General features: G+C 68.4%; 15 protein-coding genes and 2 pseudogenes. 7 read left to right on the plus strand and 10 right to left on the minus strand.

The genetic code is table 11. The features are described from left to right. Positions 1–486: 486 nt before the first annotated feature. A complete protein-coding gene (locus tag BO39_RS30540; protein ID WP_052402828.1) occupies positions 487–1083 on the minus strand; it encodes a DUF2383 domain-containing protein in 597 nt (198 codons plus the stop codon). Positions 1084–1537: 454 nt separating this feature from the next. Beyond that, entirely contained in the window at positions 1538–1975 is a 438-nt protein-coding gene (locus tag BO39_RS33170) for a hypothetical protein (RefSeq protein ID WP_156963960.1), read from the minus strand. 231 nt (positions 1976–2206) lie between these two features. Between BO39_RS33170 and BO39_RS26575 the strand changes: the two genes are divergently transcribed. Together BO39_RS26575 and BO39_RS26580 are read left to right on the plus strand one after the other, a co-directional pair. Then, positions 2207–2617, plus strand: a complete 411-nt coding sequence (locus tag BO39_RS26575; RefSeq protein WP_043839478.1) for a MarR family transcriptional regulator — start codon at positions 2207–2209, stop codon at positions 2615–2617. A 451-nt stretch (positions 2618–3068) separates the two neighbouring features. Further along, positions 3069–4145, plus strand: coding sequence for a DUF4118 domain-containing protein (locus BO39_RS26580; protein ID WP_084698568.1), 1077 nt, complete (start codon positions 3069–3071; stop codon positions 4143–4145). 46 nt (positions 4146–4191) lie between these two features. On the opposite strand, the gene BO39_RS26585 is transcribed toward BO39_RS26580, so the two are convergent. Then, positions 4192–4572, minus strand: coding sequence for a response regulator (locus BO39_RS26585; RefSeq protein WP_211257575.1), 381 nt, complete (start codon positions 4570–4572; stop codon positions 4192–4194). A 491-nt stretch (positions 4573–5063) separates the two neighbouring features. On the opposite strand from BO39_RS26585, the gene BO39_RS26590 reads away from it, so the two are divergent. The 3 genes and pseudogenes from BO39_RS26590 (at position 5064) to istB (ending at position 8733) form a co-directional block, all read left to right on the plus strand. Then, positions 5064–6485 (plus strand): glycoside hydrolase 5 family protein, encoded by a 1422-nt coding sequence (locus BO39_RS26590; protein ID WP_211257576.1) that lies wholly within the window; start codon positions 5064–5066, stop codon positions 6483–6485. A 259-nt stretch (positions 6486–6744) separates the two neighbouring features. Next, positions 6745–7876 (plus strand): annotated as a pseudogene (istA, locus tag BO39_RS26595) (IS21 family transposase). Then, positions 7873–8733, plus strand: a complete 861-nt coding sequence (istB, locus tag BO39_RS26600) for an IS21-like element helper ATPase IstB (protein ID WP_043839480.1) — start codon at positions 7873–7875, stop codon at positions 8731–8733. The pseudogene istA and the gene istB overlap by 4 nt, the downstream one beginning before the upstream one ends. Positions 8734–8754: 21 nt before the next feature. On the opposite strand, the gene BO39_RS33175 is transcribed toward istB, so the two are convergent. Next, complete coding sequence (locus tag BO39_RS33175; protein WP_156963961.1) at positions 8755–9126, minus strand: hypothetical protein; 372 nt, start codon at positions 9124–9126, stop codon at positions 8755–8757. Between the two features lie 327 nt (positions 9127–9453). On the opposite strand from BO39_RS33175, the pseudogene BO39_RS31815 reads away from it, so the two are divergent. Then, a pseudogene (locus BO39_RS31815) lies at positions 9454–10257 on the plus strand (IS5 family transposase). Positions 10258–10390: 133 nt separating this feature from the next. Here BO39_RS31815 and BO39_RS26610 read toward each other — a convergent pair. The 4 genes from BO39_RS26610 to BO39_RS33185 are packed head-to-tail and all read right to left on the minus strand — an operon-like array spanning position 10391 to position 15854. Then, a complete protein-coding gene (locus BO39_RS26610; RefSeq protein ID WP_084698569.1) occupies positions 10391–11593 on the minus strand; it encodes an alpha-hydroxy acid oxidase in 1203 nt (400 codons plus the stop codon). A gap of 26 nt (positions 11594–11619) precedes the next feature. Beyond that, entirely contained in the window at positions 11620–12609 is a 990-nt protein-coding gene (locus tag BO39_RS26615; protein WP_052402831.1) for a Bug family tripartite tricarboxylate transporter substrate binding protein, read from the minus strand. Positions 12610–12614: 5 nt separating this feature from the next. Further along, positions 12615–14084, minus strand: a complete 1470-nt coding sequence (locus BO39_RS33180) for an aldehyde dehydrogenase family protein (RefSeq protein ID WP_043839483.1) — start codon at positions 14082–14084, stop codon at positions 12615–12617. A 3-nt stretch (positions 14085–14087) separates the two neighbouring features. Next, entirely contained in the window at positions 14088–15854 is a 1767-nt protein-coding gene (locus BO39_RS33185; RefSeq protein WP_156963962.1) for a thiamine pyrophosphate-binding protein, read from the minus strand. A gap of 128 nt (positions 15855–15982) precedes the next feature. Between BO39_RS33185 and BO39_RS26630 the strand changes: the two genes are divergently transcribed. Next, on the plus strand, positions 15983–16924 hold the full coding sequence (locus tag BO39_RS26630) for a LysR family transcriptional regulator (RefSeq protein WP_043839485.1): 942 nt from the start codon (positions 15983–15985) through the stop codon (positions 16922–16924). Positions 16925–17332: 408 nt separating this feature from the next. Here the strand turns inward: BO39_RS26630 and BO39_RS33190 are convergent, their stop codons facing one another. Both BO39_RS33190 and BO39_RS30545 read right to left on the minus strand, forming a co-directional pair. After that, positions 17333–17506 (minus strand): hypothetical protein, encoded by a 174-nt coding sequence (locus BO39_RS33190; protein WP_156963963.1) that lies wholly within the window; start codon positions 17504–17506, stop codon positions 17333–17335. Positions 17507–17509: 3 nt separating this feature from the next. Next, a partial coding sequence (locus BO39_RS30545; protein ID WP_156963964.1) for a transposase occupies positions 17510–17815 on the minus strand: 306 nt, incomplete at its 5' end.

Consider the following 17815-nt stretch of genomic DNA (forward strand, 5'->3'; position numbering starts at 1 on the left):
GCCCGGATGTCTGGACCTACGTTACCAATGCTGGATCCCTCTGGCAGGACGTGCCTCAGGCTGCAGCCGCCTGACGCTCCCCTACTGACCTCAACCTCGCCAATGTTGGCACCATAGGTAACTCTGACTGCCATGCCGTCTTCGATGTGGTCGCGCACGTCGGGTTAGGTAGCCGCTCGCTGCCTTGGAGTGCTGCCCTGCTAAACCGTGCAATTCGTCAGTTCACCTGCGCGTGCATGCAAGTCAGACTAACGATGGGCACAGTATGCGGCGCAGCTCGACCTCCTGCACCGCAATTCGGCGCGGCCGAACGAACGGCTTGTGAGCCTCTCATTTAGGCTTGGCTGAGAGGCGTGACACATAGAAATGCCCACACGTTAAAGGTGGCGCTCTTTAGGCGCGTTCTTCTAGAAGATGCAGGAGCGGGGCGTCAGTCACTCTGCTCCCTGGCAGTGATCGCGCGGAAGGTGCCGTACCGCGCGCCGGCTAAGGGCGCCGGGTCAGGCGGAGCACGGCCTCATTGGACGCGCGGCCGATCCCCTCGATGACGTCAGCGACCGACCCGTGCATCCGGGCGAAAGCCTGCGTGGCTTGCCCAGTCAGCGTCTCCTCGCCACAGCCGAGCGCGCGCAGCGCCTCGGTGGCCCACGCGTAGTGTACCGCCTCGTCGGCCGCGTGGCTCCCGATCAGCGCCGCCATGGCCGGGGGGTAGGGCTTGGCGGCGTATCGGGCATACTTCTCGCGCGACTGCCACTCGTTGGAGACGAACCCCAGCAGGATCGTCCGGTCGCCGCCCGGCAGACCGGCCATCTGCACCCCGAGCTTGAGCAGCCCGGTCGGCAGATGCGGCAGCACCGGCGGTACGCCGCCCATCTCCCGAATGAGGGCCGTGAGGTCGCGGGCGTGCCGTTCGTGGTCCTCGCGGTAGACCCGGAGTCTCTCTTTCAGCAGCGGGTCGCGCAGGGCGGAGATGGCCACGGAGTACATGGGCAGCGTGTCATTCTCGAGCTGCAGCAGGTCGGCGAGGTCCGCCTGCAGGGCGGGGAGGTCGACGGCTTTCGTGCCGGTCTCTGTATCGGACATGGGTCGGGGCTCCGGGCCGTGGTGGTGAACGCGCAATTGGTGACCCGTCACGCCGGTGCCCAGCCCTCGACCTGCGGCACAGGCTGATCTGGCCTCTGACGATGAACTAAGGCCGGGCGGCAATCCCGGGGAGGGAAGGGGAGGAAGACCGCCCGCGCTGCATCCATCCACAGATCCGGTGCTTAAGGCTGTGGACGAATCAGGAGGAAGCTAGTTCTGGCGCAGCGTCCGCTGTCGCTCAGGAAGGCGGTACTCCGCCCAGGTCGGGCGCCGCAGCCGTCCTCGCCACCACCTGGGCTGCACTCCCATAGGAGGAGCGCGAGCCATTCAAGTGCGGTTAGGCGACGCGCGGAAGCGCCTTCATCGCTACATCCCGCAGCATCAAGCCTCCGCGTCAGTAAGGCCCATTGTCGTGTCCAAGATGCGGGAAGGGAGGCGGTGCCCAGTCGGCGGCTTACCCTTCGCCTGCCAGTTGCAGGAGGCTGCTCACCAGATCCCATGCCCAGGGCTCGGCCATGGTGCCATGGACGTTTTCGTACCTGTCCCAGAACCCCGCCTCGAGCTTGGCCGCGCGAGCCTTGGCGATCATTCCTGCGAGCGTTTGTGGCGTGATGGCGCTGATTGCATCCCGGCTCTCCTCGTAGGCGCGCCAGGCTGGTCCGTCCTCCTCTTCGTCAGGAGCATCCTTCACCGCGGCCATGCGCTTGGGATGCTCGGCGCAGAGGCGGATGAGGTCAGTGTCAGGGCCGTCAGTCCTCGCAGCCTGCGTCTCGGCCGAGAGAGATGGCGGATTGGAACTTGGCAGAAACGGGCTGCTCCAATCGGCACCCATGAACCCAAATGCCGGGCGGAGCGGCGCCGGTGGATCAGGGTAGGGGGGCGTGTCAGCCATGAGCCGGGCTCCAGAGCCTGGGCGGGTGTCTGGTTGGGTGATTTGTCGAGGTACCTATCCCAGCTTGGCTAATGGCTGGTCGGTGGACTGGCTCCGAAACCATGATGGTCCTCATTGGCGAGAAGCAATGTTGCAGTCTCAACCCGAGGTTGCACAATAGGAATTATCAACCTATAAACAGAAAGGCCGGAACGACCCGTCTCGCTAATATTCCATGAGAAGGAACCGCCCATGCCCGTGCAAGGCACACCGGACCAGTTCGTCGGGATCCTTAGGGAGACTGTGGTTTCGCTTGTCCGCCGCGATGGTCCAGACCTCTCGGCCCGACAGCTGGGAGTCTTCCTCACGGTCTACCTTGGCGAGGGGCCACACACCGTGCGCGGCCTGGCTGCCCAGCTGAACGTCTCCAAGCCCGCCATCACCCGCGCCCTGGACCGTTTGGGCGAACTCGACTTCGCCCGCCGCAAGACGGACCCGAAGGACCGCCGCTCCGTGCTCGTGCAGCGAACGGTTAGGGGGGCGGCTCTGCTGCGGGAGATGCACATCATCATGGCCGAAGCCGCCTCAGCCGCTGAGGAGGTGATGCCTGATCAGGCAAGCGCCATGACCAGCGCGCCTTTGCAAGCAGTACGGGCCGGCTGATCCACAACCAGTCCAGTCGTCTGGGGGACGCCACGCCGCCTTTTGTGCGGCGATGCGCCGCCTGAATGGCGGCGAGGTGGACGCTCAGGCTGGACACGGCGAGGCGGCGGTCAGCACAGCGGATGGCGTAAGGGTGTCGGCGTCGCCCGCCAGCGGCTCGCGGCTGAGGGAGGCGCACTAGGCCTCGAAGGCGCTTTAGGCGGAGCGGTCGGCCCGGCGGGTGCCCTCTCCGCCGACGCGGGGGGCGTCGACGGCGGCGCCGGGTTCCCTGGCTTCCGGCGGTCGCCGAGCCGGTGGGGAGCGCGTGCCCCGTTCCCTCCGGAAGTGGGGGATTATCGAGTATCAGAGGCGGTTACCATCGAGCTCACGGTTCTGCGATTTGTGGTTGCAGGATGCATTCTGCTCTGGCAACGCTTCCGCTCAGTCCGCGTAACCCGTCACGAGTTCGCCTATGGCTCTCCGGAAGCTGTTCCGGCCCTCCGCTCAGTTGCACGCGCAGCCTCTGCCCGTCCGGTGGAGCGGGGCGGCCTCGCTGGCCCTTACCGCGTGCGGGATGCGCTACTTCCTCATCGGACCGACACCGATGGCGCCCTTTCTGCTGTTCCTGCCGGCAGTGCTCATTTCGGCCGCGCTGTTTGGTTGGAGCAGTGGTCTTGTGGCAACCGCGCTCAGCGCGCTGCTGGCTGCCTACTTTTTCGTGGAACTGATCTACAGCCTGGCTCTGCCGGATGCCGAGAGAACGATCAGCGTCGTGCTCTTCATCATGATCGGAGGTTTTCTCTCGGTCGCCACGGAAGCCCTGTACAAAGCCTATCGTGAGGCGGATCTGGCACGCCGCGAAGCTGAAGCGGCCCGGAGCCGTGCGGAAGCAGGAGAACGCGAGCGGGAACTTCTCCTGCTGGAGCTCGGCCACCGCGTGAAGAACGACATTCAGCGCCTCATCGCGGGCACGCGGCTGCAGGCCACGGCTGCCCCGCCCGAGGTGGCCGCCGCGCTCTACGCCACCGCGGATCGGCTTCGCGTGGTTGCCACCGTCCACGACCGTCTGGCCCTGCAGAGCGGGCGGCTGGCGGTGAACATCCACGATTTCCTGCTCGACCTGACGACTAGCTTGAGGGCGACGATGACCGACCGGCTGCCGATAGGGCTGTTTCTCAGCGCGGAGGAACACATGCTGTCAGCTTCCCGGGCTGGCGCGCTGGGGCTGATCGTGAACGAGCTCATCACCAACGCGGTGAAGCACGCCTTTCCTGAGGAGCGCGCCGGCACCATCACGGTCCGCTTCTGCCGCCAGGAGGCGGAGTACCTGCTGACCGTCTCCGATGATGGGGTAGGGATGCCCTCGGATCTGCCGGAGAAGCCGGTCAGCGGTGCTCAGAGGAGTGGCATAGGCCGCCGATTGGTGCGCGCCCTCAGCGCTCAGCTCGGGGGGCGGCTTGAGGCGGTGCCAGGCGATCGTGCCGGCACCAACCAGAGCCTTCGTTTTCCCGTCATCCAGCCCGGTGAGGCTGTTGGAGGCGGCGATTAGGTTCACTGGATCTGGGAAGCCGCCTTGGGCTCCAAGGAGAACATCCTCACGTCGATTTCTGCGACAGCGCCGGTACGGCCCGGAGGTGCACCCCATCACGCCCCACCTCTTCAACCTCGATCCGCTTCGCCAGCGCGCGCAAGAGGTCACGCGTTGTCATCGGCTTTTCGCAGCGCAGCAGGTGGGCATAGGCCGGCGGAACGGTGCCTGCGTCGTAGCCCGTCACCGGTACCGTCGGCACGCCGCCCTCGGCGAGCAGCTCGACAACGGGCCATATCATCTCCCTGCCGAGGCTCACGTCGAGTATCGCGCCATCGAGGGTTCCCGCGCCCCTGGAGAGATCCAGGGCGGTGCCAACGCTGGCGGCCGGACCGACCACCTCCACGCCGGCCACCCCGAGCGCCTCCGTCACCTCGTCGGCGATCATGTACTCGTCTTCCGCAGCGAGGATGCGCCGACCCCGCAGAGCGTGACCCGTGCCACTCATGACCCGGTCATCTCCCCTGTCCTGAAGGCTCCGGCGGGCAGCGCGATGGAGCATCGCACCCCGTCCGGGGTGAACTCCAGCGCCGTCTCCGCCCTCATCTGGTAGGGCAGCGCGCGGGTGATTAGCTTGCTGCCGTAGCCCCGGCGCGTCGGCGAGCCTGCCCGCCCTACGTCAGGCCATCTTCCATCGGCTGTTCGTCCACCTCGTCAAACACGCCCGATGCCCGCACTGCCGACGTCGGTTCCTGCCGCCCATCAACCCTAAATTGCTCAGGTAGAGCTAGGCGGTGCTGCACCCCGTCCTGGGTGGCAGCGTTGCTCGGCAAGCGCATGTGCAGACGAAGGTGCAAGTCATGCGGAACGCTGAACGGCCACCGGCGTTCACCCCCTCCGCTTCCGATCTCCCGGCAGCCACGACCCGGAACACCAGAATTGCCCGATTTTCCCTGGATCGAGCGCGCCGTGAGCGCCCCCTACTTCGTCACCTCCGCGGGCGAGCCCTGGACCCCCATCGGACAGAACGACGCGATCACCTGGCCTGAGCTGGAGGGGCTGTTCCGCCGGAGCGACCTGCCGGCAGTGGAGCGGCATCTGCGGCACTTGCGTGACAGCGGCGTCACCTGCCTCCGGCTGATGCTGGAATACGCACAGGGCAACCACCGCTTCCTGGAACGTCCAGCCGGGCGCTTCGTGCCCGCCATGGTCCAGCTCTGGGACGACCTGTTCCTGCTCTGTGAGCGCGTGGGACTGCGCATCCTGCTCACGCCCTTCGACACCTTCTTCACCTGGGTGCGCTGGCAGCATCACCCCTATAACGCCGCCAATGGCGGTCCCTGCTCCTCCCGCACGCGCCTTCTCGTCTGCCCCAGGACACGGGAGCTCGTGAAGGCACGGCTTGCTTTTGCCACACGGCGCTGGGGCGGCAGTGGGGTGATCTTCGCCTGGGACTTGTGGAACGAGATGCACCCTGCCCAGGCCGAGAACCAGCACGGTGCTTTCGCCGAGTTCATCGACGATGTCGGCCCCTTTCTTCGTGACCTTGAAACAGAGCTCCACGGCCGGGCCCACCTCCAATGCGTATCTGTCTTCGGGCCAGAGCTTCTCTCCAGCCCGGCCATCGCCGACCCGATCTTCCGTCACCCCCAGCTCGACTTCGCCAGCAGCCATTTCTACGAGAGCGGGACGATCGATCACCCCGCCGACACCGTGGCGCCCGCCGTCAGCGTTGGCCGGCTGACGCGGGATGCCTTGAGCCACATCACCGATGGCCGGCCTTTCCTTGACTCCGAGCATGGCCCGATTCACAGCTTCAAGGATCGGCGGAGTACCCTGCCGGAGGCCTTCGACGATGAGTACTTCCGCCACATCCAGTGGGCCCACCTAGCCTCCGGCGGCGCGGGGGGCGGGATGCGCTGGCCGAACCGCAGCCCGCACGTGCTCACACCCGGAATGCGGGAGGCGCAGGCGGCGCTCGCGCGCTTCCTCCCGCTGGTGGATTGGCCAAGGTTCCAGCGCCGCAACCTGAACGAGGAGATCCTCACAAGCGGAACCCCGGTCCATGTCTTCGGATGTGCCGATAAACACCAGGCCGTCATCTGGCTGCTGCGACCGAACCTAGTGGAAGCGATGGTCAACAGAGGGCGGCGTTTGCGCAAAGCCGACCAGAGTGGCGAGGCCGCTCTCATCCTCACAGTTCCAGGCGTAGCGGCTGGCTCATACGAGGCTGTGCTCTGGAATACCCGCGAAGGGCGGGAGATGATGCGGGTTCCCGCGCAAGCGTCAGCTGGAGCGGGATTGGAGGTCCCGGTGCGCTTTGACGGCGCGGATCTCGCCCTCGCCATCTGCCCGGTGTGATCCCGTGGCACCGATCTGAACCGCCGGAAACACGATAACCTCCGCTCAGCACATTCTCGCGGTCGGTCTTGAGCGGCGAATGAGGACGCGGAGCCCGCGTCCGGGAACCGGCGTGACGTTGTAGGTGCCGGGACAACACTCCCCAGAAGTGCCGACTGAAAATTCCCCAGGTGGCCTGAGGGGCTGACCGGACCGGATTTTTCGGTCGACCGGCCATGGGCAGCCGATGCTGCTGCCGTCCTGCGGAGGAGCGGCGCCGGTGGTCCGACTTGGGGAGATCGTCATGATCCTGGACCTGCACCGGCAGGGCCTCTCGGTGTCCGCCATTGCCCGGCGGACTGGGCTCGACCGCAAGACGGTGCGCAAATACGTCGAGCGCGGCCTGGAGCCGCCGGTCTACGGCCCGCGCCAGCCCCGGGGCACGGTGCTCGATCCGTTCAGCCGCTACCTGCGCGAGCGGGTTGCGGCCTTTCCCGAGCTGACCGGGCGGCGGCTGCACCAGGAGCTGCGGGACCTTGGCTACGAAGGCGGCTACACCCGGGTGACCGACTTCCTGCGCGACATCCGCCCTCCGGCGGCACCCGGCTTCGAGCAGCGCTTCGAGACCGCGCCTGGGCAGCAGGGGAGGGTCGACTTCGCGCAGTTCCGGACCGAGTTCACCGACGAGCCCGGGGTGGGGCGCATCGTCTGGCTGTTCTCCGTGGTTCTCGGGCACAGCCGCATGCTGTGGGCGTGCTTCGTCCTGCACCAGGACCTGCCGACGGTGCTGCGGTGCCACGTGGTGGCCTTCGAGGCGCTCGGCGGCGTGCGGCCCCTACCGGCCGCAGAGCAAGGGAAAGGTCGAGCGGCCGTTCCGCTACGTGCGGGAGGACTTCTTCCTCGCCCGGAGCTTCCGCAATCTCGACGATCTCAATGATCAGCTCCGGCAATGGCTGGACGAGGTGGCCAATGCTAGGGTGCACGCGACCACCCGCCGCGTCGTTGCCGAGCACTTCGCCGAGGAACGGCCCAGGCCGCTGCCCGCCGGCCCCTTCCAGGCCACGCTGCGCCTGGAGCGGCGGATCACCCGCGACGGCATGGTCTCGGTGGATGGCAATCTCTACAGCGTGCCGGACAGCACGCGCCGCCGCACCGTCGAGGTGCACCTGCTCGCCGACGAGCTGCGCATCTTCGAGGAGAACCGCCTCGTCGCAAGCCACCCGGTGCTGGAGGGCCGCGGTCACCGCCGGGTCGCCGGTTGGCACCGGCGGCCTTCCTGGCCAGCCAGTCGTCCAGCAGGGACCAGTGGCCCGGTCCTCCCCATCCGCGCGGGCGAGACTGTCGCGTGCCGGCCGCTCGCCTTCTACGCCGCTGTTGCCCAACGCCTGGCCGGGGAGGGTCGCCGCTCATGAGGAACGACGCTCCAGCCCCGGCCACTTTGGAGCGGGTCCGCCGCAACCTCGTCGGGCTGCGCATGCCGCGCGCGCTCGAGGTGCTCGACCACGTCGTGCGCCAGGTCGAGCGCGGCGAGGTCGGCACCCTGGAGGCGATCGACGCCCTGCTCGCCGAGGAGCTGACCCTGCGCGAGGGACGGCGGATCAAGGCGGCGCTGCAGATGGCGCGCCTTGGCGTGGTCAAGACGCTGGCCAGCTTCGACTTCTCGTTCCAGCCATCCCTCGACCGCAACCGCATCCTGGCCCTGGCCGAACTCGACTTCATCCGCCGGCACGAGGTCGTGCACCTGCTCGGGCCGCCCGGCACCGGCAAGAGCCACCTGGCGGTTGCCCTTGGCGTGGAGGCGGTGCGGGCCGGTCACAGCGTCTACTTCGCCTCCCTCGCCGACATCGCCTCCCTTGCCCGCGCCGAGCGGGAGGGGAGCTTGCGCGAGCGGATCCGGTTCCTGTGCCGGGCCTCGCTGCTCATCGTCGACGAGATCGGCTACCTGCCGATCACGTCCGGCAACGGCAACCTGTTCTTTCAGCTGGTCAACGCCCGCTACGAGCGCGGCGCCATGATCCTGACCTCCAACCGGGGCTTTGCCGAGTGGGGTGAGGTGTTCGGTGACCCCGTGGTCGCCACGGCGCTGCTGGACCGGCTGCTGCACCACGCCGTGGTGGTGCAGATCGAGGGCTCGAGCTACCGCCTGCGCCAGCACCTCGACCTCGTCCCAGACACCATGCGCGTCCCGTCCGCGGCGCTCACCCAGGTACCGCCACGCCGGCGAGGCAGGCCTCCCAAGGCCAGACCCTCAGCGCCAAACGCTACCTGACCGCCCGCCAATTGGGGAAATTTACCTCGGCACTTCTGAGGAGGATCCAATCGGCGTTGACAGACATCGCCGAAGCAGAGTCCCGCGAGCGCGCTGCGGCGGAGGACGGCACCAAAGCCGAGCAGCAGCAGCGCCCGGTCGCGCGCCGAGCAGGGTGGCAGGGGAGGGGCGGGTGGCGAGCATCAGCCAGAGCACATCCGGGCCGGCGGCGGCCGCCTTTCCGCGCGGGCGGGTTCCCTTGTCGCGGGCGATGCCCTCCAGGACCATGACGAGGCGCGGATGGCGGAGGTCGAGCGCCACCACAGCGAGGCGGTGGGCGGCCTGGATTGCCGCGAGGTGGACGCGCAGGCTGGACACGGCGAGGCCGCGATCGGCGCAGCGGACGGGGTCCATGGTCAGTGTTTCGGGATCGCCCGCCAGCGGCTCGCGGCCAAGCGAGGCGCACTAGGTCTCGAAGGCGCACCATGCGAGGCGGTCGGCGCGGCGGGTGCCCTCGCCGCGCGCGAGGGGGCGTAGACGGCGGCCGGGGCAGGGAAGAGGGCGCGCTGTCGGGCCGACGGGGGTATGGCGCGCGCCCGTTCCGTCTGTAAGGGGGATTAACGGACGGAATGGCGTCGCGGGACGTGCAGGTGTCCACCGCCACGCCGCGCCAGGGAAAGCTGCAGCCAGAAACGCGTATTAAAGCTAGGGACAAAACCTGCGCTGAGGCGTTGAGGAGAGATGGCGCTCCTCGTTCCTGACGACCTCTGGGCGGTAGTGGAACCGCTGCTACCGCGAGAGCGGCCCAAGCCGAAAGGCGGTCGGCCTCGCGCGTCCGACCGTGCGGCGCTGGCGGGTATCCTGTTCGTGCTGCGAACGGGCATTCAGTGGCATGAGGTGCCGACCGAGCTGGGCTGCTGCGGGAAGACCTGCTGGAGAAGGCTTAGCGAGTGGCACGCGGTCGGGGTCTGGAGGCGGCTGCACCGGGTGCTGCTGGAGCGCCTGCAGGACGCGGGTGCCCTGGAATGGAGCCGAGCGGCGCTCGACAGCGCCAGCCTACCCGCGAAAAGGGGGGCTCGGAGGTCGGGCCGAACCCGACGGATCGCGGCAAGCCGGGTACCAAGCGCCATCTTGTCACGGACGCCCGCGGCACGCCGCTTGGCCTGACGCTGAGCGGGGCCAACCGCCACGACAGCCGCATGCTGGTGCCCACGCTCGATGCCGTGCCGGGCGTGCGAGCCAGGCACAGGGGACGTCCGCGCCGCAGGCCCGCCAAGCTCCACGCTGACAAGGCCTACGACCACCGCCGCTGCCGCCGCGAGTGCCGCGCCCGCGGCATCACCCCACGCATCGCAAGGAGAGGCATCGAGAGCAGCGCCCGCCATCGGACGACACCGATGGGTGGTTGAGCGCACCTTCGCCTGGCTGGCCCGGTTCCGGCGCCTGACCGTCCGCTACGAACGCCGCGCTGACCTCCACCTCGCCCTGACAACCCTCGCCTGCGCTGTCATCTACCTGCGCCAAATCAGGAGGTTTTGTCCTTAGCTTTTAGCCCGATTTGGCCGCCCCTACGCACGATAACTACTGTGTATCATGCCTAAAGAGCGGGGAGAGGGCGGTTGCCACAGCCGTACAGCGTCCGGCTGGGTCGGGTGTGCCGGAGCGGCTACGTTTGAGATCAGTGCCCAGCCACGGAACCAAGGTGCAACGGACGTGTCTTGTCGGTCCCGTCGCGCAAGATGTGCGCGGATACGTCGTTGATGTCCGGGCAGCCGATCTGGAGCAAGGTGTAGCGCGTCTCAAGCTCCAGAAGATCGTAAGCCTTCCGGGCGCCGGCTGCGCCCCCTGCCGCCGCCCCATAGGCGAAGGCACGCCCCGACATGGCGAGATCCGCGCCCAGAACGCGCGCCTTCACGATGCTCTCCCCGGTGCGCACGCCGCTGTCGAAGACGATCGGCACATGCGGCCCAACTGCCGCCCGCACCTGGCGCAGCACATCAATGGAAGCCGGAGCGGACTCCAACTGCCGGCCGCCATGGTTCGATACCCACAAGCCGTCTGCGCCGATCCGAAGGAACCGGGAGGTGTCCTCGGCGTCCATCACGCCCTTGATGAGGAGATGGCCTGGCCAAAGACCCCGGATACGCTCGACATCCTCCCACAGAAGGTCGCGTTTGCCCTGGGCCTGTAGGAAGCGCCCGACCTCTGCGATGGAGCCGCCTCGCGCAAGCCCGGCATAGGGGACGAAGTTCTCGAAGTTTGGCATCCCCGCACGCAGCGTCTCCACTGCCCAACGGGGATGCGCCAGGAGGTCGAGCAGGAAGCGGGGATGAGGACGGAACGGCAGATCGAAGCGATGGCGGTGGTTGCGGTTGCGCTTCTGCGGCACCGGCACGTCCACCGTCACCGCGAGCACCCGTATGCCCGCGGCCCAGGCGCGTTTCAGAAGGCCTTCGTTGATGGTTGGGTCGCGGGAGACATAGAGCTGGAACCAGGCCATGTCCGGGGCTGCCTCAGCAATCCGCTCGATGCTGGTCGTCGCGGCCGTGCTGAGGACATAGGGAATCCCGACCTCCTGGGCCAGTCGGGCAAGGACAAGGTCCATGCCGGGCCAGAGCATGTTCGCCATGCCCATGGGTGCGACCCCCGTGGACAGGTTGTAGCTGCGTCCGAGGAACTCCACCGCCGTTCGCGCGGGCCCACCGACAAGGTGGCGGGTGCGGAAGAGGATGGCGGCGAGTGCCTCCTCGTTCCGCCTCATGCCCCGGTCGTCGCCCGCCGCCCCGTCGAGGTAGTCGAAGGCAAAGCCCGGCATGCGGCGCCGGGCGATCGCCGCAAGGTCCCCGATGCTTGCCGCGTCGCGAAGGCTCAGCAACCGCATGGCCGCAAACAGCTCCTTGATGCCGCCTACTCAATCCTGATTTGGCGCTCGCGGACAATGCTGCTCCAGAGGCCAGCCTCGGCCGCGATATCGGCGCGAAAGGCGTCGGGCGTGCTTAGGACGAAGGTCGCGCCCATCTCTTCCATCTTCCGCCGCGATGCCGGATCAGAGACGGAGGCGACCACCGCCTCCTGCATGGCCGTGACCAGGGCCTGCGGCGTTCCCCTCGGCGCAAAAAGGCCGAACCAGAAGGACAGTTCATAGTGCAGCCCGGCCTCCTTTACCGTGGGAACATCCGGCAGGGCGGGGTGCCTGGATCCGGTGCCGACGGCGATGATCCGGATCCGGCTGCCTGCCCCAAGGAGGCCTGCGACCGTTGGCTGGGTCGCGATAATGAAACTCACGCGCCCGCCCGCGAGGTCCTGGGTGGCCTGGGCCATCCCGCGATAGCCGACATGGGTCATACGGATGCCTGCCACGTGCGAAAAATACTCCGTGGCGAGGTGGGGCGCGCTGCCATTGCCGCCCGAACCGTAGTTGATGGCCTCGGGTTGCGCTTTCGCCGCGGCGACGAGGTCCATGATCGTGCGATATGGCGACTCGGCCGGTACGCAGAACACCGGCGCGAGGTCCGCGACCCGGGTGACCGGCACGAGGTCCATGCGCGGGTCGAAGCCCATTTCCTGGCGCAGCGGAATCGCCATCGCGAGCGAGTTGTCGGTGAGGAGGGCGGTGTTGCCATCCGGTGCGGCGCGGGCGGCAGCGGCCCAGCCGATCGCGTTGCCAGCACCCGTGCGGTTTTCGACCACGACAGTCGCCCGTCCTTCGGCGCGTTCTGTCAGTCGCTGAGCGATCAGGCGCGCGAGGAGATCGGCCGTTCCGCCGGGGGCGAGCGGAACGATGATCTTCGCCTGGCGTTCCCCCGGCCAGGAGGTCGCCTGTGCGTGCAGCGTTCGCCCGGGCAGGATCAGCGGGGCACCAAGTCCGGCCCGCAGAAGCGTCCTACGCTGCACCATGGGCGTTATTCCTCCAGCAAGATGTTGATGTTTTTGACCTGCGTATAGGCGAGAAGCTCGTCCAGGCTCTCCTCCCGGCCCAGCCCGGACTGCTTGAATCCGCCGAAGGGTGCGCCGAGAAAGTGCTCCGAGGTGTCGTTTACCCAGACGAAGCCAGCCTGCAGCCTCGCGGCAGTGCGGTGGGCGACGACGACGCTCCGCGTGAAGACGGAGGCGGTGAGCCCGTACTCCACTGCGTTCACAGCCTGCATCATCTCTGCCTCGTCCTCCCATCTCAACACGGAGAGGACGGGGCCGAAGATCTCCTCCCGCGCGATGCGCATGGTGGGCGTGACATCGGCGAAGACGGTTGGCTCCACGTAGAAGCCGCGTGCCAGCTCCGGCTCATGCGGGCGGCCGCCGCCGGCGATCAGCCGTGCGCCCTCTGCCTTGGCGGATTCGATGTAGGACAGCACCTTGTTCAGCTGCGCTTGGCTAACGAGGCTTCCCATGCGCGTGGTGGGATCGGTCGGCAAGCCTGGGCGGATCGGAGCCAGTAGGCGTCGTACCTCCTCCAGTACCTCGTCGTGGATGGAGGCGTGCAGGAAGGCGCGGGAGGTGGAGCCACAGGACTGGCCACACCAAGCGAAGTTCATCCCCTTCACCATCCCCGCCGCGACCCTGGCCGGATCGGCATCGGGATAGGCGACCAGTGCGTTCTTGCCGCCCAATTCTAGCAGGCAAGGCACCACGCGCTCGGCCGCCGCGCGCAGTACCGCCTTGCCGGCGGGTACGGAGCCTACCAGCCCAATCTTGTCCACGCCGGGATGCGCGACCAGCGCCACGCCCGTCTCTCGATCACCGGAGAGGATGTTGAAGACGCCAGGTGGGAAGTGCGTGCCCGCCAGTTCCATGAGGCGCAGGGCGGAGAGTGGCGCTTGGTCCGGCGTCTTTACCACCACGCAGTTGCCAGCGGCCAGCGGCGCCGCGGCGCGCCAAGTGGCGAACATCAGTGGGTGATTGTACGCGATGATCTTTGCCACCACGCCCCAGGGCTGGCGCAGCGTGTAGTTCAGCCGCCGCTCGCCCATAGGGATCGTCTCGCCCTTGGCCTCGGTCGCCAGTCCCGCGAAGAAGTCGAAGCCGCCGGCGGCGATGCCGACATCCTTGACCAGCTCGGAGACGGGGTTGCCGCCATCCACGGCGTCCACCATCGCCAACTCCTGCGCGTGCCGGCGCAGCAGCGCCGCGAAGCCGCGCAGCAGATCGGCCCGCTCCGCCGGGCGCAGCGCGGCCCAGGCGGGAAAGGCTGTACGGGCGGCGGCCACGGCCGCGTCCACGTCCTCCGGCCCCGCCACATCCACCTCGCCCAGCGCTTCCCCGGTCGCGGGGGCGAAGACCGCCATGCGGCGGCCGGAGCAGGCCGCGTGGAAGGCGCCGCCGTAGAACAGGCCCCGCTCGACCGGCAGCACGGGGGAAGGGATGTGCATGTCCATGGATCAGGATTCCCGGGTGAGGGCGGAGGCCATGGCTGGCGTGTAGCCCGCGGCCACACGGACCTCGACGAGGGCGGGTCGGCCGGATTCCACCACCGCGATAGCCTCGCGCAGTGCTGCCGCGAGAGAGGCGGGATCGGAGGCGGGCCCGAAGCTGGCCACGCCGAGGCCACGGGCAAGGGCAGGGAAGTCCGGGTCGGGATCACGGATCGCCTGCCCAATCCACTTGTTCTCCACCGGACGACCACGCTGGCGCGCCACCTTCTCCTGGTGAACCTCGTCGTTGAAGAAGGACTGGTTGTTGGAGACGATGACGAGCGTCGGTATGCGATAGTGCGCGGCGGTCCACAGCGCCGTCAGCCCCATCAGCGTGTCGCCATCGCCCAGCACGGCCACCGGCAGGCGCCCAGAACCGCTGTCGCGCAGGGCCAGCGCTGCCCCAACCGCCATCCCCGGGCCGGAGCCGATGCCGCCGCCGCCATCGTAGCCGAGATAGTCCAGCGGGTGCCGCAGCGGCCAGCTACCCCCGTTCCAACCCAGGGGCAGGCGGATCAGCGTCACCTCGCGCCCCGCGGTCTCCTGACGCAGCACGGCCGAGAGCCCGTCCGTGGTCAGCGGGCCTTCGGGCACCACCGGTGCGGCAGGCGCGGGCTGAGAGGCGGGCTCCGCAGGGATGTCGAGCGCCTGCAGCAGGGCCTGCACGGCCACGTCCGGTGCCGTGACCAGCAAGTGGTCGGCGGGCGCCAGGGCTTGGTGGTCATGCGACCAGCCATTGTGCAGCGCGTGGTCCATCGAGGCGCGGATGACGAGGGGCGGCACCTTGCCCGCTGCCTTGAAGGCGCCAGCCGGGTCCACCCCATCAAGGTCCAGCACCAGATCCGCCTCGCGCAGCACTGCCAGGGCTTCGGCACCGGGGAAGATGCCCGGGGCGCCCGCGTGCAGCGGGTGGTCGGTGGGGAAGCCCGCGCCCACCCGCATGTCGGAGATCACGCGCAGCGACAGCGCCTCGGCCAGGGCCACGCGCGCCGCCCAGTCCGCGGGATCGCGCGAGACGCGGCCGACCATCATCACGCCCCTCTTTGCACCGCGAAGGGCCTCCGCGGCAGCGGCCAGGGCGGCGGGGGCAGGCCAGGGCACCTCCGGCGCCGAGTAGCGGGCCACGGCCAGGGGTGGTACGGGCGCGGCCAGCGCCTCCTCCTGCATGGCGGCGTCCAGGTTCACGTAGACGGGACCACAGGGCATGGTGCAAGCCACCTGCCGCGCGCGCACCAGAGCCTCCTGCGCCGCAGCGACGGAAGCCGGCTGGTCGTCCCACTTCACATAGTTGCGGATCAGCGCGCCCTGGTCCCGCGAAGTGTGGATCCAATCGATCCAGGGGCGGCGCTTCGCCGCGTCCACCGGGCCAGTGGCGCCCAGCAGCACCAGTGGCACGCGGTCACACCAAGCGTTGAACACCGCCATGGTCGCGTGCATCAGCCCAACATTGGAGTGCACCACGGCACCCATCGGCATGCTCGCCACCTTCGCCCAGCCATGAGCAATAGCCACCGCGTGCTCCTCGTGCAGGCAGAGCAGCATGCGCGGGTCGCGATTGCCCGTGTGGTTCACCAAGCTGTCGTGCAGGCCGCGGAAGGAGGCCCCGGGGTTCAGCGCCAGGTAGGGTAGGCCGAGCGAGCGGATCGTCTCCGCAACCACGTCGGAGCCGTACCCGGCAGGGGCGTTGGAGAGGCCGACCGGCGTCTCAGGAAGGTGCGGAGCGGTGCTGTCCATTCCATGGCTGGTAGCCGGCCCTGCCGGGCTCCCGCCAGAAGCGGATGGCGTTCGCTGCTGTAGCGAGCCGTTATGGCCGGCTGGACTCCGCCCTGGGCCCGCCCTCATGCTGTAGGCGGAGGAAGCACTTGGATCTCAGGCGCCTGCGCACCGTGCTGGCCATCATGGAGCACGGCTCGCTCAGCCGGGCGGCGGAGCGGCTCGGCATCGCCCAGCCTGCCCTCGGCGCCCAGCTAAGGCACCTGGAGGAGGAACTGGGCGTCCCTCTCCTCCTCCGCCACTCCCGCGGCGTCACGCCTACGGAAGCGGGGCGTGCGCTCCGGGATGGGGCCTGGCCGTTGCTGGAAGGGCTGGACGCCCTGGCCAACCACATCCGAGATCTCGGCAACACGCCACGCGGGCGAGTGGTGGTGGGGGTCACGCCCTCCACCGGAAACCTCCTGGCCGCCCCGCTGCTGCGCGCCACTACGCAGGACCTGCCGGGCGTGGCGCTCTCCTTCGTTGAAGCTCTCTCCACCGCGCTGATCGACCAAGTGGCGGAAGGGGCGGTGGACCTAGCCGTCTGCTACGACATGCCGGTGGACCGCCGCGGCGTGCGCGGCGAGACCCTGGCCCAGGACTGGCTGGTCTTCGTGGAGACCCACGAAGCCGGCCGCATTGCCGGCCGGACCGAAATCCCCTTCGCTGAGGCGGCGGCGGTGCCGCTCGTCATGTCCGCCCTGGGCAACGAGGTGCTGCGGCGGATGATCGAGGGATCGGCCCGCGCGGCTGGGCTGGACCTGATCGTCGCGCACGAGGTGCAATCGATGGGGCTGACGCGCGCCCTGCTGTCGGACCCTGGCCTCGGAGCCATCCTGCCCTATGGCGCGCTGATCGACGACATCCGAGCCGGCCGCCTCGTCGCGGCACGGTTGGTCAGGCCGGTGGTAGGGCGGCGCCTCTGCCTCGTCCACTCAGACCGGCGGCCGCTGAACCGCGTGGAGATAGCGCTGCGCGGCGCCCTGCTGCGACTCATGGCGGCGCCAGAGGGTGAGGGCTGGGAGGCGCCGCCGGGCCAGGATGCCATCTAGCCTTCCCCGGCTGGATCCCCACGCCTTGCGCGATCTACGGATTGCGCTCCGATTCCGCATCGATGAAACAGGCAAAGGCCGCGCCGCTTTCCGGCGTGGTGCGGGAGTTGCCGACAGCATCATAGGGACGGTTGCCAAGCAGGCGACGGGCGTGAAGTCCGCGACCGGGTCGTGGGCACGGCGCGCATGACGCGGCGAGCCATGAGGTGGATGTCGGCGTTAACGAGAGGGGTGGTGCCGTCCGGCGTCGAGCGGGTGACCTCGGCGCCGCAGAGGGTGTTGTTGGCTCCCGACCGGTTCTCCACCACCGTGTTGCATGGCTCGCGGGTGTGGGCGGACTGCGCCCCATCCTGATCTGGGTTCATGTGAGACGGACGTACTCCGGCCACCCGAGATCGAGCATGCGGTTCAGAACGTCGACGGCGACGGCCACCTCAGCTTCCTGACGCCCGTCGGTCTGCGAGCGTAGGCCGTGCCGATGACGCGCTTCCATCGCGAGATGTCGGCCTCCACAAGGGCGCGCCAGTTGTACACCGACACCCGCTGCCAGCCCATGCGGCCGTGCTCGGCAATGATCTGCACATGTCAGTCCCGTGGCGTCGGCGCGGTCTCAGCCGTATCGCTCCTCACCGCACTCGGTCGAGGTGGAACGATGACGCCGGCCGCCGGATGCCGCGCGGCGACCCCGCCGTAGACGTCGTCCCGGTCGTAGGCTCCATCGCCGGTGAAGGTCGCCACCGGCCCGCTGACCTGGTCAAGCAAAGGCCCGACCCGCGTGCCGTCATCGGTATCCTTGTCGGTCAGCGCCGACGCGACGATCCGTCCGGTGTCGGCATCGGTGGCGAGATGGAGCTTGCGCCACCCGTGCCGCGTCCTCGTGCCGTGCTTCTC

The sequence above is a fragment of the Roseomonas aerilata DSM 19363 genome (assembly GCF_000711725.1).
GTDB classification, from domain to species: Bacteria; Pseudomonadota; Alphaproteobacteria; order Acetobacterales; family Acetobacteraceae; genus Roseomonas; species Roseomonas aerilata.